The organism is Pleurocapsa sp. PCC 7327, from assembly GCF_000317025.1.
GTDB lineage: Bacteria > Cyanobacteriota > Cyanobacteriia > Cyanobacteriales > Microcystaceae > Hydrococcus.
The window spans coordinates 3310402-3331199 of sequence record NC_019689.1 but is presented as its reverse complement, the minus strand read 5'-3'; the positions used below and the strand labels follow the sequence as shown (position 1 = coordinate 3331199).

Annotated in this window: 11 protein-coding genes; 6 read left to right on the top strand and 5 right to left on the bottom strand. The window is 46.5% G+C overall.

Going from position 1 to position 20798, the window contains the following annotated elements; all coding sequences use genetic code 11:
• The first annotated feature begins 34 nt into the window (after positions 1 to 34).
• The 5 genes from truB to PLE7327_RS14875 all read left to right on the top strand — a co-directional run bounded on the left by truB (position 35) and on the right by PLE7327_RS14875 (position 12478).
• Positions 35 to 940: a tRNA pseudouridine(55) synthase TruB gene (gene truB, locus PLE7327_RS14895; protein WP_015144637.1), complete on the top strand. Its 906-nt coding sequence runs from the start codon at positions 35 to 37 to the stop codon at positions 938 to 940.
• Between the two features lie 169 nt (positions 941 to 1109).
• Positions 1110 to 1751: a bacterial microcompartment protein gene (locus tag PLE7327_RS14890; protein WP_015144636.1), complete on the top strand. Its 642-nt coding sequence runs from the start codon at positions 1110 to 1112 to the stop codon at positions 1749 to 1751.
• Between the two features lie 133 nt (positions 1752 to 1884).
• Positions 1885 to 2637 (top strand): ATP-binding cassette domain-containing protein, encoded by a 753-nt coding sequence (locus tag PLE7327_RS14885; RefSeq protein WP_015144635.1) that lies wholly within the window; start codon positions 1885 to 1887, stop codon positions 2635 to 2637.
• A gap of 156 nt (positions 2638 to 2793) precedes the next feature.
• Positions 2794 to 11559, top strand: a complete 8766-nt coding sequence (locus PLE7327_RS14880; protein ID WP_015144634.1) for a type I polyketide synthase — start codon at positions 2794 to 2796, stop codon at positions 11557 to 11559.
• Between the two features lie 181 nt (positions 11560 to 11740).
• Entirely contained in the window at positions 11741 to 12478 is a 738-nt protein-coding gene (locus PLE7327_RS14875; RefSeq protein WP_015144633.1) for an HAD family hydrolase, read from the top strand.
• A 24-nt stretch (positions 12479 to 12502) separates the two neighbouring features.
• Here PLE7327_RS14875 and PLE7327_RS14870 read toward each other — a convergent pair whose 3' ends face one another.
• From PLE7327_RS14870 to PLE7327_RS14855, 4 genes are read right to left on the bottom strand one after another with little or no spacing between them, the layout of a single operon-like run.
• Positions 12503 to 14755: an EAL domain-containing protein gene (locus PLE7327_RS14870; protein WP_015144632.1), complete on the bottom strand. Its 2253-nt coding sequence runs from the start codon at positions 14753 to 14755 to the stop codon at positions 12503 to 12505.
• Positions 14748 to 15149, bottom strand: a complete 402-nt coding sequence (locus PLE7327_RS14865) for a response regulator (protein WP_041393364.1) — start codon at positions 15147 to 15149, stop codon at positions 14748 to 14750. The genes PLE7327_RS14870 and PLE7327_RS14865 overlap by 8 nt, the downstream gene beginning before the upstream one ends.
• Positions 15150 to 15193: 44 nt before the next feature.
• Entirely contained in the window at positions 15194 to 16552 is a 1359-nt protein-coding gene (locus tag PLE7327_RS14860; RefSeq protein WP_015144630.1) for a sensor histidine kinase, read from the bottom strand.
• Complete coding sequence (locus tag PLE7327_RS14855; RefSeq protein ID WP_015144629.1) at positions 16549 to 19323, bottom strand: hybrid sensor histidine kinase/response regulator; 2775 nt, start codon at positions 19321 to 19323, stop codon at positions 16549 to 16551. The genes PLE7327_RS14860 and PLE7327_RS14855 overlap by 4 nt, the downstream gene beginning before the upstream one ends.
• 191 nt (positions 19324 to 19514) lie before the next feature.
• Between PLE7327_RS14855 and pdxH the strand changes: the two genes are divergently transcribed.
• Positions 19515 to 20153 carry a pyridoxamine 5'-phosphate oxidase gene (gene pdxH, locus PLE7327_RS14850; protein ID WP_015144628.1) on the top strand — a complete coding sequence of 213 codons (639 nt, stop codon included), beginning with the start codon at positions 19515 to 19517 and terminating at the stop codon, positions 20151 to 20153.
• 228 nt (positions 20154 to 20381) lie between these two features.
• Here the strand turns inward: pdxH and PLE7327_RS14845 are convergent, their stop codons facing one another.
• A complete protein-coding gene (locus PLE7327_RS14845) occupies positions 20382 to 20735 on the bottom strand; it encodes a DUF1257 domain-containing protein (protein ID WP_015144627.1) in 354 nt (117 codons plus the stop codon).
• Positions 20736 to 20798: the final 63 nt, after the last annotated feature.

The window sequence follows — 20798 nt, the reverse complement described above, 5'->3', positions numbered from 1 at the left end:
GTGAGATAAAAACCACATATTTTTTAATTCTATTGTGTTAGGTTTTATTAATTTAAATAAACCTGCCCGATTGACCTCACACGATTGCGTTGCTAAAGTACGACGACTTTTCAAGCAAAAAAAAGTAGGACACGGAGGAACCCTCGATCCGGCTGCGACTGGAGTTTTACCCATCGCCGTCGGAAAAGCCACTCGGCTATTGTCATTTTTACCGGAGAAGAAAGCTTATCAAGCCAGAATTCGGCTAGGAATGCGGACGAATACTGACGATTTAGAAGGGGAAGTCATTGAGACTCAACCTGCATCTCATATTACTTTAGACCAAATTCAACCGCTTTTGTCACAATTTATCGGCAAAATCGAGCAGATTCCTCCAGCCTTTAGCGCCATTCAACGCGAAGGAAAACGACTGTACGAATTAGCTAGAAAGGGAGAAAACGTGGAAGTTCCCGTGCGAACGGTTGAAGTAGATAAAATAGAGGTTTTGGGCTGGTATCCAGGAGAATTTCCCGAATTGGAAGTTGCGATCGCTTGCGGTGCGGGGACTTATATTCGCGCGATCGCTCGCGATTTGGGAACAGCTCTCAACGTTGGCGGCACTTTAGCCGCTTTAATTCGTACCGAAAGTTGCGGCATGAAACTTTCTGACAGTTTAACTCTAGAAAAAATAGAAATGCAATTGCAAGAGGGAACTTTTTCGCTTATTCCACCCGCGATCGCGCTCCGACATCTTCCAGAAATTATCTTATCAACAAGCGAGGCTCAGCGTTGGTGTCAGGGACAAAAAATTTCAATTGACGATTGGCAACTGACAATTCACAATCCAGTCCGAGTTAATGATGGAGGCGGACAATTTCTAGGGATTGGCGAGGTATTAATCTCTCAAAGCGATCGCTTACTCATTCCTAAGATAGTTATAGGGAATTCAGAGAAACCATAAAATCTAGCTGCGGTGGATTGCGTTCGCGCCAACACGCATCTGGCAGAGTCAGCGTTCGGTTAGATTCGCGATCGCATTGACAAAAGCCATCGATTATGGGTCGATTATTATTCGTGTACCGGCGCAAGTTTTGGACGAAATTTTTTTTGGAGAGATGGAGAGTTAGACATTGGGCGTAGAACTTCGCAGTTACGTTTATCTAGACAGCTTGCAACCCCAACACGCCGCCTACATTGGAACTGTAGCAGTAGGATTTTTGCCATTGCCAGGAGATACCTCCTTGTGGATTGAAGTGTCGCCAGGAATTGAAATCAATCGCATTACCGATATTGCTCTCAAATCGGCTGTCGTTCGTCCTGGAGTGTTATTTGTAGAAAGACTTTACGGACTACTGGAAATTCATTCTAGCAGTCAAGGCGAAACGCGAGCCGCAGGAAAGTCTATCTTACAGGCATTAGGGGTTCGCCAGCAGGATTGTATGAAACCGCAGGTGGTCTCCAATCAAATCATTCGCAATATTGATGCCTATCAAGCACAACTCATTAACCGCAACCGACGCGGACAAATGCTTTTAGCAGGACAAACCTTATACGTACTAGAAGTTCAACCCGCCGCTTACGCAGCGCTAGCAGCGAACGAAGCAGAAAAAGCCGCTTTAATTAACATCTTACAGGTTAGTGCGATTGGCAGTTTTGGACGGCTTTATTTAGGCGGAGAGGAAAGAGATATTCTTGCCGCTTCGAGAGCAGTTTTAGCGGCAATGGAAAACGTACCGGGTCGCGATCTTTCTACCTTTGGAAAACCAGAGTAAATCTAAAGACAGGAGAGAGGGGGAACTTTTTAAGGACGGAGGACGGAGCAAACAGGGGACAAGGGAGACAAGGAAGAAGAGGAAGAAGACCAACTACTAACCACTAACCATTAACTACTATGACCAATGACTAATGACAATTCTTGAACTAAAACAAGTCAGTCTCGCTGCTTCAATGGGTTCTCGCTACTTGTTGCACAATATTTCTTTTACCGTATCAAAAGGCGATCGCATAGCCATCATTGGTGCCTCCGGTGCGGGAAAAACCTCGCTTTTGCGCCTGCTCAATCGATTGCAAGAACCAACCCATGGTTCCATCTATCTAGACAATCGACCCATTAACCAGATTCCAGCAATACAACTTCGTCAGCAAGTCGCTCTCGTTCTCCAGGAGTCAAAGTTATTGGGAATGAAAGTTTGGGAAGCTTTAGCTTATCCTTTAGTTTTACAGAAGTTACCCAAGTCGGAAATCCAACAGCGGATCGAAATTTGGCGAACGAGATTGCATATTCCCGAAAATTGGTTAGAACGCAATGAATTGCAACTTTCAGTAGGACAGCGACAATTGGTTGCTATTGCCCGTGCTTTGGTCATGCAGCCCAAAATCTTATTACTCGACGAACCGACTTCGGCTTTAGATGCGGGGAGTGCCAATAATCTGATCGAAGCATTAATTGAATTAGCCGATACCGCTCAAACCGCCATTGTGATGGTCAATCATCAACTAGAATTGGCTCAAAAGTTTGCTTATCGGGTTTTGTACTTGCAGCAGGGACAGATGCTAGAAGATATAAGAAGCGATCGCGTAGATTGGAGACAATTACGAGAAAATTTACTTCAATTAGAAGCGCAGAAAGCAATAAACCAGGAATTTGAGCAATTTTAGCCACCTATTTGAGTTTTGACGCGCAAAAACTTCTGTGCTAACTTCCGAGTCCGAACCGATCGAGATAATCTTGACACTTAGAGCGATCGCGACTAGATCCTATAAAGGGAGTACTCTGCTTTTAGAGTGGGAAGAGGAGAAAACAGAGGAGAGAACTTGGAAACGAAGCCATTAGCGATTATTCATGGCGATTCCTTACCAGAAGGATTTAATAGCGCGATCGCCTTACCAGAGATTCTACAACGAGCCGCCAGAGAAACGACAGGAATCACTTATCTCCAAATCGACGAAACCGAAGTTTTTCAGTCCTACGGCGAGTTACTCGAACGCGCTACCTGCCTTCTTGGCGGTTTGAGAGCGTTGGGATTGAAGCCTAAAGACCCAGTAATTCTACAACTTTCTCGCCCGCAAGATTTTCTAGCCACCTTTTGGGGATGTCTGTTGGGCGGTTTTGTCCCCGTTCCGATTGCAGTTGCTCCTAGCTATACGCCCGATAATAGCAAAGCTAATCTAGTCTACCAGGCTTGGCAGTTGTGCGATTGCGCCCTTGTAGTCAGCCATCGACAATTGATCCCTGTCATTCGTTCTTTTTCTGAAGAGTTGCAGGTTGTTGCCGTGGAAGAACTACAAAGCTACAGGCCAGATAACAATTGGCATACAGGCGATTCCGACGAGCTAGCCCTGCTGTTACTAACTTCTGGCAGTACGGGTGCGCCCAAAGGAGTCATGCTCAGCGATCGCAATTTGCTGGCGAGTGCTTTTGGGATGGCAAAGGTCAATCGTCTTTCCCAAAAAGATATTACCCTGAATTGGATGCCTCTGGAACACGTGGCTAGCCTGGTCATGTTTCATATTACGGAAGTTTATTTAGGTTGCCAGCAAATCCACGTCCCGAACGAGTTAGTATTACAGAATCCCTTAAAATGGCTAGATTTTTGCGATCGCTATCGAGTGACGGCGACTTGGGCACCAAATTTTGCCTATGGTTTGGTTAACGAGCGAGTAGAAGCCATTAGCGAACAATGTTGGGATCTCTCTTGCCTGCGCTGGATGGGCAATGGGGCAGAAGCCGTCGTCGGCAAAACGACTCGACGTTTTCTGAAGTTGCTAGCGCCTTACGGGTTAGCCAGTACCGCCGTTAGTCCCGGCTATGGGATGTCGGAAACCTCCTCTGGAATCGTTCATTCCCATCGATTTTCGCTTGAGTCAACCACAGATGACGATCCGTTTGTAGAAGTGGGATCTCCCATTCCAGGGGTATCCCTGCGGATCGTCGATTCTGAAAATCGGGTCGTTGAAGAAGGTGCAGTAGGATTACTTCAGGTCAAAGGGCTGACGGTTACTTCAGGGTATTACAAAAGCCAGGAACGCGATCGCGAGATCTTTACAGAGGATGGCTGGCTTAACACGGGCGATCTCGGCTTTTTGCGAGAGGGACGCTTGACGATTACGGGTCGCCAGAAAGAAGTCATCATTATCAATGGGGTTAATTACTACAACCATGAAATCGAAGCCGTCGTCGAAGCAATCGACGGAGTAGAAGTCTCCTATACTGCTGCCTGTGCCGTTCGCAAGACTGGGGATACAACCGATAAATTAGTCATTTTCTTCAATCCATCTAATTTTCTAGAAACGTCTCTACATTCCCTCATCAAAACAATTCGCAAGACACTGGTAAGTAAGATTGGCGTATATCCAGATTACCTGATACCTGTAGATCGAGAAATGATTCCTAAAACTGCGATTGGAAAGATTCAACGAAAGCAGTTAAGTCAACGTTTTGAAGCTGGCGAATTCGACTCGATCGTTCAACAAATGAATGCTTTGCTGGAGAGTCGAGAAACAAGCGAACTACCGCAAAGCGACCTAGAACGTCAAATTGCCGAGATCTGGCAAAAAGTATTAGGGATTGAACGAGTCAGCCTGCACGATAATTTCTTTGAACTGGGTGGCAATTCCTTGTTGCTGATGCAAGTGTTGGCTAAATTGCAGGAACGCTTGGGAAGGCAACTATCAGCCGTAGAACTATTTCAATATCCTGCGATCGCAACTCTAGCCCAATATTTAAGTCAGAAACAAACCAAAATCAACGCCGCCCAACAAGGACAGCAGAGGGCACAACATCGGCGCAAATCTCAAAATACAGATATTGCCGTCATTGGCATGTCTTGTCGCTTCCCTGGAGCCAAAAATGTTGATGAATTCTGGCAAAATTTATGTAATGGAGTGGAATCAATTTCCTTTTTTACCGATGAGGAAATTCTCGCCTCTGGAATCGATCCCCAACTTCTGAATAATCCTAATTACGTCAAAGCCAGTCCGATTCTGGAGGATATCGAGCTATTTGATGCAGAATTTTTTGGCTACAGTCCCAAAGAAGCCGAACTGATAGATCCGCAACAGCGCCTTCTGCTCGAATGTGCTTGGGAAAGTTTGGAGAATGCGGGTTACAATCCTCTAACTTATCAGGGTGCGATCGCGCTTTATGCTGGTGCTTCTGCCAACACTTATTTACTCAATAACGTTTACCCAAACCGCCACCAGATTGACGAACATGACAATCTGCAGGTCATCAATTTGGGTTCGATGGCTGGCTTTCAAATGACGGTAGCTAATGACAAAGATTATTTGACCACGCGGGTTTCTTACAAACTCAATCTTACCGGAGCCAGCGTCAACGTCCAAACCGCCTGTTCGACTTCTCTAGTGGCGATTCATATGGCGTGCCAAAGCTTACTCGCTGGCGAGTGCGATATGGCTTTAGCAGGCGGCGTTTCCGTTCACGTTCCCCAAAAGGTCGGCTATTTGTATCGCGATGGGACGATTCTTTCTCCAGACGGGCATTGTCGGGCGTTTGCTGCTGGCGCTCAAGGGACGCTTTTTGGTAGCGGTGCGGGAATCGTGGTTCTCAAGCGCCTCGAAGATGCGATCCGCGATCGCGATCGCATTTATGCTGTCATTAAAGGGTCAGCTATTAACAACGATGGTGGCACGAAAGTAGGCTATCTCGCTCCCAATAGCGACGGACAGGCAAAAGCGATTGCAGAAGCGATCGCAATCTCTGGCATCGATGCAGAAACGATTAGCTACATAGAAGCTCATGGTACGGGAACGATTCTGGGCGATCCGCTCGAATTTGCTGCGCTAACCCAAGCATTTCGCACCAATACCCAGAAAAAAGGTTTCTGTGCCATCGGTTCGGTTAAAACCAATGTCGGGCATCTTAATATTGCCTCTGGCGTGACGGGTTTTATTAAAACCGTTTTGTCGCTTTATCATAAAAAACTGCCAGCTAGCCTGCATTTTGAGCAACCCAATCCGCAAATTGATTTCATCAATAGTCCTTTTTACGTCAATACAACGCTAAAAGAATGGAAAACAGCAGGTGTTCCACGCCGCGCCGGGGTTAATTCATTGGGGATTGGTGGAACGAACGCTCATGTCATTTTAGAAGAATTTCACGTCCAGACCATCCCCCCTGCCTCCCTTATTAAGGAGGGGGGAGAACGCAGAGAAAAGAAGGTTGAGCGTCCTAGTCATGTTCTTACGCTGTCTGCGAGAAGTGAGAAGGCGCTACAGGAGCTAGTACAGCGTTATAAAGCTTTTTTGGAGTCGAATCCAGAAGTATGCCTATCCGATCTTTGTTTTACTGCTAATACAGGGCGATCGCATTTTGAGCATCGTCTTTGCATAGTAACCGAATCTGTCGAGCAGTTGCGTCAACAACTACAGGCATATTTGATTGGAAAGGAAATTTCTGGACTGGTAAGCGGACAAGCATTAAGCAGTCAGCGTCCTAAGCTAGCATTTTTGTTTACAGGTCAAGGTTCGCAATACGTCGGAATGGGACGAGAACTATATCAAACTCAACCTACCTTCCGCGCCGCCTTAGATAAATGCGCCGAAATTGTGCAACCCTATCTAGATAAACCATTACTTGAAGTGTTGTATTCAGATGACCGGCGTATTAATCCAAAATTAGACGAAACAGCCCACACCCAACCCGCCCTATTCGCTATTGAATATGCCCTCTACCAACTCTGGCAATCGTGGGGCATCTCTCCAACTGCCGTTATCGGTCATAGCGTCGGGGAATACGTCGCTGCTTGCGTGGCAGGAGTCTTTAGTCTAGAAGATGGACTCAAACTGATTGCCGCCAGAGGGCGCTTGATGCAGCAATTGCCACCAGATGGGACAATGGTAGCTGTTTTCGCCAGCGAGGCAAGAGTTAGTACTGCCATTGCCCCCTACCAACAGCAAGTCAATCTAGCAGCTATTAACGGCTACGAAAATCTCGTCATTTCTGGCAAGCGCGAGGCAATCGAGAGGATAGTTTCCCAATTAAAAGCAGGGGGGATTGAGACGAAACCCCTTAACGTCTCCCATGCCTTTCACTCCCCTTTGATGGAGCCAATCTTAGCAGAATTTGAAACAGTTGCTCGCCAGATTACTTATTCCCCTCCAAGGATAGAATTAATCTCCAACCTGACTGGAGAAGCTATCGGCGAAGAAATCGCTACGCCAGAATATTGGTGCCGCCACATCCGGCAACCGGTTAGATATGCCCAAAGTCTAGAAACGTTGCATCGGCTAGGATATCAAGCCTTTGTAGAAATTGGAGCCAAACCCATCCTTTTAGGGATGGCACGCTCTATTTTAGAAAATCCAAACTCCAATTTGTGGTTGCCGAGTTTGCGTCCGGGAACTTCCGACTGGCAACAATTGCTTGAGAGTTTGGCTCAATTGTATGTGCGGGGAGTAAGCGTCGATTGGTTTGGTTTCGATCGCGATTATTCCCGTTACCGCATTACTCTACCAACCTATTCCTTCCAACGAAAACGCTACTGGATTGAAGTTAATCCAAAAATAATCCAAAATCCGATCCCCTCTACCCCCCAACCCCCCTTCTCAAGGGGGGACAGTCAATTCGGACAAGGACTTATCCCCCTTGTTAGGAAGGGGGAGTCTAAAATCCAAAATCAGTATCATCCCCTGCTTGGGCAAAAATTGCGATCGCCGCTAAAAGAGATTATATTCGAGTCGCAGCTAGCGCCAGATATGCCTGCCTTCCTTAAAGATCATCGCATTTTCCAACAGGTCATCTTATCTGGGACTGCTTATTTAGAAATGGCATTGGCTGCTGGGATAGCAGCATTAAAGTCTACCAAATTAGTGCTTGAGAATGTAACGATACAGCAAGCATTGATCCTGCCAGAGGAAGAATGCCAAACCGTTCAGTTAATTCTAAGTCAGCAAGACACAGGGACTTCCTTCGAGATCTATAGTTTAATATCTGAAGGTGAGGAATCTTGGAAACTGCATTGTTCTGGAAAAATTCTTGTCAAAGAGCCAGATACACAATCAGAACAGATCGATTTAGCTCGATTGCGAGGTCAATTTGCTAGTGAACTTTCAGTAAATACTCACTATGATACCTGTCGAGAGCTAGCGATCGATTATGGTGAAAGTTTCCAAGCGATCGCGCGATTATGGAAAAAAGAAGGAGAAGCATTGGGCTGGATTCGCATACCAGAAACATTAGCCTCAGAAGTTTCTATTTATCAGTTCCATCCAGTACTACTCGATGCCTGCTTCCAGGTTATCTTTGCCACTCTCCCAGAAGCGCTAAAATCTGAAACCTATTTACCAGTAGGATTAGAACGTCTATTTCTCTATCGCCATCCCAGAGCAACTGTGTGGAGTCACGTTCGCTTGCGTCCATTAAATAGCGCCAATCCAGAGACTATAATAGCCGATCTACGCTTGTTTGATGACACTGGAAATCTAGTGGCTCAAATCGATGGACTGTCCTCAAAACGAGCCAGCCGCGAAGCACTATTAGATATTTCAGAAAAGTCTTGGCAAGATTGGTTATATCAAATAGAATGGCGTTCTCAGCAACGAGACAGAGATAAAAGGAGAATAAGAGACGAGAAGAGCAGAAGTTGGCTAATTTTTGCGGATAAAGAAGGATTAGCCAAGCAGTTAGCCGAGCTTTTGGAAGATAAACAACATGCATGTACTCTTGTTTTTCCAGGAAAAGAGTACAAACAATCGCCGGGCAAGTTCCAGATAAATCCTAACAATCTAGAGGATTTTCAGCAACTTTTGAACGCGATCGCGCGAGATCGGCCTTCTCTGTACGGCATAATTTATTTATGGAGTCTAGATGCACTAGACATTCAGTTTCTGACAAAATCTGGCTTAGAAATAGATGTAAGGCGAGGATGCGCTGGTGTCTTGCATTTAATCCAAGCCCTGGTCAAAAGAAGGGATAAGGGAACAACGAGACAAGAAGAACTCCCCCCATCTTCCTCCTCGACGCAACCCAATAATTCTCCTCGCTTATGGTTAGTGACTAAAGGCGCTCAGCCAGTTAAAAATAGCGAGTTTTCCCCGTCTGGAATCGCTCAGTCTTGTCTTTGGGGTATGGGAAAAGCTATTGCCCTCGAACACCCAGAATTGAATTGCGTGCGGATCGATCTAGATCCGAAATCGACGGAAAATGAAATACAAACTTTGTTTGATGAAATTTGGTCGCCAGATGTAGAAGACCAAATCGCCTTTCGAGATGGAAACCGTTATGTAGCTAGGTTAGTTCGCAACCGTCTTAACAAACAGTCCGAAAACAAAGCGATCGCGCCTATTGAAAATTCAATCCCCGTTCGATTAGAAATCGAGAATCGAGGAGTGCTGGATAATTTGCACTGGCAACCAATACCTCGCCGCCATCCCAGTGCAGACGAGATTGAAATTCAAGTACGCGCCACGGGGCTTAATTTTAGAGATGTGTTGAATGCTCTGGGATTGTATCCCGGAGATGCCGGACTTTTGGGACTCGAATGTGCTGGCGAGGTAGTCGCTATCGGGCAAGGCGTGCGAGATTTCCAGATAGGAGATGCAGTAGTCGCGATCGCGTCTGGTAGCTTTAGTCAGTACGTCACGGTTAACGCTGCTCTTGCGGTACATAAGCCAGAAAATCTCGGTTTCGAGGAAGCCGTAACGATTCCAGGCGCGTTCTCAACGGCTTACTACAGCTTATATCACCTCGCCAAAATTTCGGCAGGCGATCGCATTTTGATTCATGCGGCGGCGGGAGGAGTCGGTTTAGCCGCCATCCAACTCGCCCAGCAGGCGGGTGCTGAGGTATTTGCCACTGCTTCTCCCAGCAAGTGGGACTTTCTCGAGTCTCTGGGAGTAAAACACATCATGAACTCTCGGACGCTTGATTTTGCCGAAGAAGTAATATCTATTACTCAAGGCGAGGGAGTAGACATTATTCTGAATTCTCTGGCAGGAGAATTTATTCCTAAAAGCCTATCGGTTTTAAGTGCCAGAGGTCGCTTTATAGAAATCGGCAAAAATGACGTATGGGATGCCAAGCAAGTCGCTCGATTAAAACCCGATATCTCTTATTTCCTTGTCGATCTAGTTCGGATAACGCAACAACAACCAGACCTGATTCAATCGATCCTGTGTCAATTGATGCAGCAATTTCAAGCAGGCAGTCTCAAACCTTTATTATATAAAGTATTTTCGCACGATCGCGTTGTCGATGCTTTCCGCTACATGCAGCAGGCAAAGCATATTGGGAAAATTGTCGTTTCTCAAAATTCACAAATTAGAAATGATAGTGCCTATTTAATTACTGGCGGGTTGAGTGGAATAGGATTACAAGTTGCTCGCTGGATGGTCGATCGAGGCGCGAGAAACTTGGTTTTAGTGGGACGTAGCGGTGCTTCCCAAGCAGCACGAGAAACAATTAGCCAACTGGAGAAAGCAGGCGCTAGGGTTGATGTAGTGCAAGCCGATGCCTCCAATCCAGAGGATGTGGCGCAAATCATTGCTTTCTATCAGAAAATTCAATCCAAAATCCGCCGTTCTCCCGGAAGCGGTTCCGGGAGCGTGCGGCGGCTTCGCCAAAATCGAAAATCCAAAATCCAGTTAAGGGGCATTATTCATGCGGCTGGAATCCTCGATGATGGCGTGTTGATACAGCAAAGTTGGGAGCGTTTTCAACAAGTTATGGCGCCTAAAGTACAAGGTGCTTGGAATCTGCATTTAGCCACCCAAAATTATCCGCTGGATTTCTTTGTCATGTTTTCTTCCGCTGCTTCTGTTGTTGGTTGTGCGGGGCAAGGCAACTATTGTGCCGCTAATGCATTTTTAGATGTCCTAGCCCATTATCGCCGATCGCTGGGGCTTCCTGGATTGAGTATTAACTGGGGAAGTTGGTCGAGTGTAGGAATGGCTGCCCGGTTAGCAGATCGCGATCGCGATCGACTCGTGCAACAAGGAATAACTGCAATTCAGCCAGAACAAGGCTTACAAATCCTAGAAGAATTACTCGCTCGCGATATTACGCAGATTGGCGTATTGCCGATAGATTGGTCGGCGTTTCTCAAGCAACTTCCTAATGATGAGGCATTTTCATTCTTTAAAGAGGTTATGCCTGCCTCTGAGGAAAAAATACGGCAGCCATCCAAGTTTCTGCAACAATTAGAAGCAGCGACGACAAGCGATCGTAATGGTCTTTTAATCGATTGTATCCGCTCTCATATCGCGGGAATCCTTGGAATCGAGCCACCAGAGTCTATAGACATCGATCGAGGACTTACCGAATTGGGGATAGATTCCCTCTCATCTGTAGAACTCAGAAATAAACTGCAAACGAGTTTGCAATGTACTTTGCCTTCTACCTTAATTTTTGATTATCCAACCATAGCCGCGATCGCCGATTATTTAGACAAAAAAATCCTTTCCCCAACCTCTAGTAAAGTAGAGAGAGAAATTAAAGGCGAAGATCGCAATTCAGCTATAACAGAAATACAAAGGCTTTCTGAAGAAGAAGCTGAGGCAATGTTGTTCGACGAGCTGAAAAATTTAACCGAGCAACAATGGCTTTGGAATCCCAGAGAATGAGGAATTTTCGGAACTTCTACTAAGTTGCGTCCAAAAATGTCATCGTCGCGATAACGAAGGATCTCGGATCTTCGCTATCGCTCAGAATAACAGCTATTATCTTTGAGTGCAACTTGGTATTATCTGAGGCGATCGCGCCGAGATGAGACGATAGACTTATAGATGGAGTCAGGAAGAAGTCGTGGTAACTATTCGCTGTGGAAATCGTGAATTTTCTAATATTAAAGCGATTTTGTTCGATAAAGATGGCACGCTAGAAGATTCGCAATCTTTCTTACGAGAGCTAGCATATAAACGGGCACGCCTGATAGATGCTCAGATTCCGAGAATTGGCGATCCCTTACTGATGGCGTTTGGCATACAAAATAATACCCTCGATCCGACGGGATTAATGGCAGTAGGCAGTCGCCAAGAAAACGAAATTGCAGCGGCAGCTTATATTGCAGAGACGGGGCGCAGTTGGTTTGAATCGCTAGCGATCGCGCGTAATGCTTTTACCGAAGCAGACAAGTATCTCCCAGACAGATCGGAGACTTCTCCTCTATTCGCTGGCAGCCTAGAAGTCTTAAAATTCCTCTCAGAAGCCGGGTTAAAGCTGGGGATCCTGTCGGCTGACTCTACGGCAGGCATAAAATCGTTTGTCACTCGCCATCAATTATCAAGCTATATCCAGTTGATGATGGGTGCCGATTGTGGACTGAGCAAACCCGATCCGGCTTTGTTTGTGAAAGCTTGTCATGCTTTGGGTGTCGAACCGAACGCCACCTTGATGGTGGGGGATTCTCAGGGAGACATCGAGATGGCAAAAGCAGCCGGGGCAGCAGGCGCGATCGGCATTTGCTGGGGCAATCCTGAAGCTGCCCATTTAGAGACGGCAGATGTAGCGATCGCGCAACTCGATGAAATTCAAATTATTTAGTCGTCGTTGGTCATTTGATGAAAGTTAATCTTTATAAAGTCGCCCATTGGAGAGGGGCATGATTCCAGAACCATTGCGGTCTGTTGCCTTGGCACCGTTGAATAATTTAGCGAGTAATTTAGTGGCTGCTGGGACAGGAACGGGAGGGGAAAACAAATATCCCTGAACGTACTCGCAACCAAGTTGGCGTAGTTGCATCAGTTGTTCTTTGGTTTCCACGCCTTCGGCGATCGCGGCTAGCTTGAGATTATGTGCTAAAGCGACGATTGATTCGGTAATTTTCAGGCTCTCGGTGTTGTCGCCAAGTCCTTTGACAAACGAGCGATCGATCTTGAGATAGTTAACTGGAAAGCGATGTAAATAACTTAAAGAGGAATAACCAGTCCCGAAGTCGTCGATACTCAACTGAATGCCTCTCACTCTCAGTTGCGAAAGAATACCGATCAGGTTTTCAACATCATCGATGAGCATGCTTTCGGTTAACTCTAGCTGCAAATTCCCCCCTTCTAAACCCGTTTGCATGAGAATTTTGTCGATTTTTCGCAAGAAATCTGTATCTCTGAATTGCTTTGCCGAGAGATTGACGCTAACTTTCAGGGGAAATTTGAAGGAGAATTGCTCTTGCCAGCGCTTGATTTGCTGACATACCGAGCCAAGAATCCACTCGCCAATCGGTACGATTAACCCAGTTTCTTCGGCTAAGGGAATAAATTCGGCTGGAGAGACAAAACCGCACGTCGGATGCTGCCAGCGAATCAAGGCTTCAAAACCAGAAATTTTACCCGTTTGTGTCGAGACGATCGGTTGATAATAGACTTGAAACTCGTTTCGCTCCAAGGCTTGACGCATATCGTTTTCGAGCTGGAGTTGGGCGAGTGCTTGAGCATACATCTCCTTATCAAATACTTCATAGCACGACTTGCCTTTGGCTTTGGCTCGATACATAGCAATATCGGCATCTCGCAGCAGATCGGAAGCTTGATGGTAGTTGGACGAACTCAAAGCAATCCCGATGCTGGCACTGGTGAAGACTTCTCGCCCATCGAGCTTGAGAGGCTCTCTCAGCTTGGCGGAGATGCGCTCGGCAATGCGGATGGCATCATTGATATCCTCGATCGCATCGAGGAGAATGACAAACTCGTCGCCGCCCAAGCGAGCGATCGTATCTGTAGCGCGTACTAGAGCTTCTAACCGCTGTGCCGTCGAGATAATTAGTTGGTCGCCTACTTGATGGCCGAGGCTGTCATTGATGATTTTGAAGCGATCGAGATCGATAAAGAGAACGGCAAAGAGATAATCTGAGTGTCGTTTAGCGCGTTGCAGTGCATTTTCGACTCGCTCCATAAACAAGGTGCGATTGGACAACCCCGTGAGGGCATCGTGAAGCGCTTCGTAGAGTAACCGTTCTTGAGCGAGTTTTTCCTGGGTAATGTCGCGAATGATACCGTCCGTGCGAACGGGCACGCCGTTAGCATCGTAAAGAATGCGGTGACGGCTGCTGAGCCACCGCACTTCTCCATCCGGTCGCAAGATTCTGTATTCGATGCTCATGCTGCCCAATTCCAGCAACATTTGGGGGATTTGTGCTATTCTTTCGCGATCGTCGGGATGCACGACCTTCAGCCAAAGATCGATATTCTCGAAGAACTCAGAAACCGAACGCCCATAAACCTTTTCGGCAGCCGGATTGAGATAAAGCAGCTTAGGAGGATTGGGTTCGATAGACCAAACAACTTCTTCAAGGGAGTTGAGGATACTTTCCAGTCGTTCTTCGCTCTCTTGTAATAATTGCTGTGCCTGTTTGCGATCGGCAATTTCTCGCTGCAAGGCTTCATTGGCTTTTCGCAAGGCTTCGTTTTGCTCGATCACTTGCCGATCTTGAAAATAACTGCGGATGGCTTCCCTGACGGTCAAGCTGAGGTCGGTTTCGTCCCAGGGTTTGGAGATGTAGCGGTAGAGATCGGCATGGTTAACGGCATCGATGACTTCTTCAAAACTGGCTTGTCCGGTTAGGAGGATTTTTCGGGTTTTGGGATAGCGAGCGTGAATCTCGATCAGCAGTTTCTCCCCGCTCATCTGTGGCATGATCCGATCGCAAATAATCAGCGGGATTGGGATCTGCTCTTTTTCTAGTTCGGCAAAGACTTCTAGGGCTTCGCTGGCACTTTGAGCTAAAAGAATTTCATGTTCGTTGCCCAGGAAACTGGTAAGCTGATCGCGCAGAGCGATCAGCACGAATCTTTCATCATCGACGCAGACGATCGCCCCTTTACTCATTAAATTTCTCCAAGCCGGATTTAATGATACTAATTAACGTTTCCTCGTCCCACGGTTTGGGGATGTAAGCATGCAGGTTGGCATGTACCTTGGCGCGCTCGATCGCGGCTTCGTCCGCCTGTCCGCTCAACAAAACCGTAACGATAGCGGGAAAGCGCTTGTGAACCTCGATTAAAAACTCATCGCCTCTAATTCCAGGCATGAGCCAATCGGAGACGATAATCAGAATTTTGATCCCCTCTTGAGATAATTCTTCAATAACTTCCCAAGCTTCTTCTACGCTCTCGGCAAACTCGTATCGATAGCGATCGCCGAAGTGCTTGCTAATCTGGTCTCGCAAGCTCAGCAAAATAATTCTTTCGTCATCGACACATAAAATTGCTAGGTTAGTCATTTGTCCCTTGTTATTGGTCGTTGGTGACTGGTAAGCGAGAAAATTTAATGCGATCGCACAATAGGCAGCCATATGCTAAATTTAGTATTCCCAGGTTGGCTGGTAACTTTTATCGTTCCCTGATGTTTATCGATAATCTTGCGAACGATATTTAATCCCAATCCGCTTCCTTCACCCATTGGTTTGGTGGTAAAGAACGGCTCAAAGATTTGGTCTTGAATTTCCGGAGGAATGCCACAACCCGAATCGATTATCTCGACAACGATCTGACAGGCTTGCTCGAAGACGGCAATCCCCAAATGACCTTGATAGTTCATGGCTTGTAGAGCATTGCCGATTAAATTCGACCAAACTTGGGTCAATTCGTCGGGATAGCAAAGAATCGACGGAACCGAACCATACTCTTTTGTGAGTGCAACGCCCCGTTCGATCTGGTTTTGATAAATTGTCAGCACCGTCTCGATGCTATCGATGACTGAAGCTATGACCATCTCGCCCGTCGAGCTTTGACGAGCATAGTTTTTGAGGGCAAAAACAATTCTGGAAGCGCGATCGACTGCTAGTTTAATATTCCGGCTGTTGTTTTGCACTATAGCGAAGTTATAGGCGGTTTCGACGATAGAAACCGGATCGGGCGCTTGTAGAAGCGGCATCATAAAGTCCAAATCGGAAGCGATGCCCATTTGAGAGAGAAAAGCGGCTAGAGTCTCGGCATTGTCAATCTCCTTAGCAGCCAGATTTGCTGCGATCGCTCGTTTGAGTTGTCGTTCTTCGCGAAAAGACAGCAAAGGTTTGGCGCTTTGGGCAAGGGCGACGAGAGAAAAAAAGGCGATCGCTTGTTCTGCGGTCAGTTTTGCCAGGAGTTGGGGAAGTTTTTGCATCAATCGCTCTAGGGCAGTGGAAATGTTGCCAATCGAGGCACCAATGGCTCCTAGCGGCGTATTGATTTCATGGGCAATCCCGGCGACTAAGTGACCCAAAGCAGCCATTTTTTCTTCCTGCGCGAGTCTGAGTTGGGTTTTGCGCAATTGGAGGTGAACGCGAATCCGGGCGAGGGCCTCTTCGTGGACGATGGGTTTGGTAATATAGTCTACCCCGCCAACTTCCAACCCCTTGACTTTATCTACCACATCTGATAAAGCTGACATGAAGATGACCGGAATATCCTGAGTTTTGGGATTGGCTTTCAGGCGACGGCAGATTTCCAACCCGTCAATCCTTGGCATCATCACGTCTAACAAAATCAAGTCGGGGGCAATTTCATCGATTTTTGCCAGCGCACTTTCTCCATTTTTGGCAACCGCCACTCTGAAGCCAGATTGACTCAATAGCTCGACCAACACTTTAATGTTGGTTGGGATATCGTCAACAATGAGAATAGAATCTTGTCGAACGGGTTTCATGGTTGTGTTGAAAGATAGGGTTGAATTAACTCGATAATGGCTTCCGTTTCATACTCGCCAACTAGTTCGGCAACTTTTTCGGCAAAGGTGGCATATTGAGGAGCGAGTTGCTTGAGGCGATCGACTTCTTTCTGAATTTCGAGGACGTAACCTGCTTTGGCAGCTTGGTAGAGACTTCCCAATTCTGGGGCAGGAGGAATAAGTATTTCGGGGACGGAGGAATCCTCTGCTGCGAAAATTCCATTCTCTTCGTAAAGCCAAACCAATCCCAAATAATCCCGCACTAAATCGAGTAACTCGTCGGTTTGCACGGGTTTGGGCAGAAAATCATCGCAGCCCGCTTCTCGACTCTGCTGGCGGTTGAAGTTAAAGACGCTGGCAGAAGACGCAATGATGGGAATTTTCTGCAAGCTCTCGGACTGACGCAGGTGCTTTGTCATAGCGAAGCCATTCATAATTGGCATCACTAGATCTGTAATGATTAAATCTGGCTGAAATTGTTGGGCTTTCTCTAGTCCCTCTCGGCCGTTGCTTGCCTCAAGAACCTTAAAGCCGAGGGGTTCTAGCATGTTAGCTACGACAGAGCGGTTTTCCCAGCGATCGTCTACCACTAAAATTGTCTTGCGATCGCCCCGATATCCAATAACAGCCTGTCTCGTTCGCGATGAAGTAGGTTCGCTCCAGTCGCTGGTTTCGGGTAAGTCCAGGTCAAACCAGAACTTACTGCCAACGCCATAGATACTCTCTACCTCAATCTTGCCGCCCATCATCTCGACGATTTGACGGCTAATCGTCAGTCCCAAACCCGTTCCTTCTGCCTTGCGATCGCTCTCGCTCACTTGTTCAAAAGGCAGAAAAATTTTTTCTAGTTGTTCTGACTTCATGCCGATGCCGCTGTCTTCAACTTGGAAGCGAACGCGATGAAGGGAGCGATCGCTGTTAATTGTTGGCGGTTGTTCCTCATCGCCGATAGGAGGAGATTCCCGATAAACGCCGACTTTTAAAGTTACCCTGCCGCGATCGGTGAATTTGATGGCGTTGCCGATGAGGTTAAGTAAGACTTGACGCAGGCGTTTTTCATCGGCATGGATCGCGATTGGTAAGCGATTGAGGGCTTCATATTCAAAGGAAATTTCTTTCTGTTCGGCACGAACGCGACAGATTTCTTGGATGTTTTGCAAAAAGCTCTCAAAATGGAAACTACTGGGGCAGAGTTCGAGCTTGCGAGCTTCGATTTTCGAGATATCCAAAATATCGTTAATCAAGGTCAGCAGGTAAGTACCGCATTGATGAATGACATTGAGTCCTATCTTCTGTTTGAAATCGAGATTTCTGTCCCGTTGTAGGATTTGCGCGTAGCCGAGAATTCCGTTGAGGGGAGTGCGCAGTTCGTGGCTCATGTTTGCCAAAAATTCGCTTTTTGCCTGGTTAGCAGAATCGGCGGCTTCTTTGGCTTCTTGTAATTGTGCCGTGCGTTCTGCCACCCGTTGCTCTAGTTCTTCGTTAGTTTTTTCTAGGGCAGTAAATGAGGCTCGCAGTTGCTCCGCCATTTTATTAAAAGATTGCGCCAGCGTTTTCAGTTCCTTAACCTGTTTGACTTTAATGATTTGTGCTAAATCTCCAGCCGCGATCGCGGCGCTAGCTTCACTGAGGCGCGAAATGGGTTGGGCTATCCAACGTGCGGTATACATCCCGACGAGAGTCGCTACTGCCAAGGCTCCCATACATAGCAAAATAGTGGTGCGAGTGTTGGCATCGATCTGAGCCATGAAATCGCTTTCAGGAACGACGACTACGACTAACCAGTCCAATCCGTATTTATCCTGCCAAGGGGTGACTCGAACGAATTGGCGATCGCCATTTAGCTGAAAATTTAGTTCTTGATTTTCTCCAATCCGCCTAAAATTGCCATATTTTTGCTGTAAATACTTGGCTGTAGATTGGATCTGGGAATCGTTACTGTTTAAAACGTTCAGCCGTTCTGCCTTATCCTCGATCAAAGTAAATGGTCGATCGAGACTCGAACTGGCGATTAATAACCCATCGCGTTCGACGATAAAGATTTTTCCTGACGGGCTAATTTTTATGTCGCTTAAAAAATCACTGATTTGTGAAAGGATGAGATCGACACCAATAACACCCATCAGTTGCTTGGCGCGATTGTAAACTGGATAGCTTGAAGAAATCGACAAAATATCGGGTTGGTCGCTCCACTGATAAACTTGACTCCACACGGGTTTGCCCGCTTTCGCTGCATCTGCATACCAATCTTCTTCTTGGATAGGAAGCTGGTTGTCTACAATTGAAACCAACTCGCTTCTATATCCTTTGCCATCGGTCGCGTAAACGTATAGCTTGTTAAGATCTTGACTTAAAGTTTCATTAATCAGCAATCTATCATCATCAGTGCGTTCGACACCGATAAATTCGCCTTTCTCATTAGCAAAGTTGATATAACCAACATCAAACACTCGCATCTGCCGCCAGAAGTAGTGTCCGATTTGTTTAAAATTTTGCAAATCGAGCAAGCCTAACTCGATCGCGTCTAGGTTAATTTGATTGATGTGTTGAGGGGTTGCCAGATAATTATCTAGATGTCGATCGACGCGATCGCTCGCCTGCTTCATCAATTGGTTGGCGAGATCGGCGATCGCTTCTTGCCCATTTTTAAAGGAAAGATATCCTACCAGTCCTACCGTACCAACAATTTGCAGCACGAAGGGAACAACTAAAATCGTTCGCAGTTTAATTTGACTGAATAGATTGGTCATCGGTCATTTGTGAGTGAGAAATTACGCGATCGCTAATTGGCAACCGAATGGTAAAGTTAGTATTCCCAGATTGGCTAAAAATTTCTATCTTTTCCCGATGTTTTTAATGCCGCGAAATTGGGAAAGTCTCGTTTGAGGCAAGATAAAGAGTAGAGCGATCGTCAATAACCAAACGTCAACTCTCACAATTGATGAACATCGCAGATTTACGCAAAGAATATCTCAGTCAAGGTCTTAGACGCAAAGATCTCAAACCCGACCCTTTCGAGCAGTTTGAACTGTGGTTTCAACAAGCCTGTCAAGCCGAACTACTCGAACCCAACGCCATGATTTTGGCAACAGCTTCAGCAACTGCCGCACCCTCCACGCGGACAGTTCTCTTAAAATACTTCGATCGCGAGGGATTCGTCTTCTTCACCAATTACGAAAGCAAAAAAGCTCGCCAAATCCAAGAAAATCCTCAAGTTTCCCTTCTATTTCTCTGGCTTCCTTTAGAACGCCAGGTTCAAATTATCGGTACGGCTGTCAAAATCTCTACGGCTGAGACGCTAAAATATTTCGCTACCCGTCCCAGGGGCAATCAAATTGGCGCTTGGTGTTCTCAGCAAAGTAGCGTTATCTCCTCTCGCCAAATGCTCGAAATGAAATTTGAAGAGATCGCCCGCAAGTTTCAAAACCGCGAAATCCCGCTTCCTTCATTTTGGGGCGGTTATCGAGTTATCCCCCATGGTTTTGAATTTTGGCAAGGACGACCCAATCGACTGCACGACCGTTTCTTCTATTCTCGTCAAGAGGATGGGTCTTGGGAGATTCAACGATTATCTCCCTAAAAGAAAAATTTTCTTTATTATTGAATTGAGGAGCGAACAAAGGACAAACCAACCCCTTTCCCAGAGCGGGAGAGAGGCTTTCAAGTTAAGACTTTTGCTCGAAGTCCTTTCGCCCTTTGTGGGAAAAGGGATTAAGGGATGAGGGGACAAATGACCAATGACTAAAAAGAAAAAAGGGTTAACCGAAAATGGTCAACCCATAGGCTTGGGAACGCGCTTCAAATCTTTCTAGTTTTGCACGAGCAACTTGACGTTGGCGTTCTGTAGACCGCGCTGCTTGACCTCTGCTAGGGTCTTGTTCACAGCGTACTTCTGATTGATGGAGTTGATGAGTTCGGTTTGATTGTGCTTCTTAGCAACACCCCAGAGGTCGGCAATCAAATCGAAGCTTCCATCGCTGTTGCGAGACCAGCCTAAATCATATTCGCCTTCGAGAGTAGCAACGATGTCGGCACGAACGCGCTGACCGTTGTATCCGCGAACGTCAGCATCAGTTTTAACGGAAATACCGAGATCGCGCAGAGAAGCCTTGAGGATTTCTGCATCGGTAATTTTGGTCCGTAGAGTGCTGAAATGAGACATAGTTAGATTTCCTCCAGTAGAAAAGAAGTCAACAACAATTTTAGGTTTTGTGCATGCCGCCTA

What these genes read in the sequence shown, in the direction of transcription:
- PLE7327_RS14885 (WP_015144635.1), top strand. Translation starts at nt 1,885, where the DNA reads ATGACAATTCTTGAACTAAAACAAGTCAGTCTCGCTGCTTCAATGGGT.
- PLE7327_RS14870 (WP_015144632.1), bottom strand. Translation starts at nt 14,755, where the DNA reads ATGAGTAAAGGGGCGATCGTCTGCGTCGATGATGAAAGATTCGTGCTG.
- PLE7327_RS14865 (WP_041393364.1), bottom strand. Translation starts at nt 15,149, where the DNA reads ATGACTAACCTAGCAATTTTATGTGTCGATGACGAAAGAATTATTTTG.
- PLE7327_RS14860 (WP_015144630.1), bottom strand. Translation starts at nt 16,552, where the DNA reads ATGAAACCCGTTCGACAAGATTCTATTCTCATTGTTGACGATATCCCA.
- PLE7327_RS14855 (WP_015144629.1), bottom strand. Translation starts at nt 19,323, where the DNA reads ATGACCAATCTATTCAGTCAAATTAAACTGCGAACGATTTTAGTTGTT.
- pdxH (WP_015144628.1), top strand. Translation starts at nt 19,515, where the DNA reads ATGAACATCGCAGATTTACGCAAAGAATATCTCAGTCAAGGTCTTAGA.
- PLE7327_RS14845 (WP_015144627.1), bottom strand. Translation starts at nt 20,735, where the DNA reads ATGTCTCATTTCAGCACTCTACGGACCAAAATTACCGATGCAGAAATC.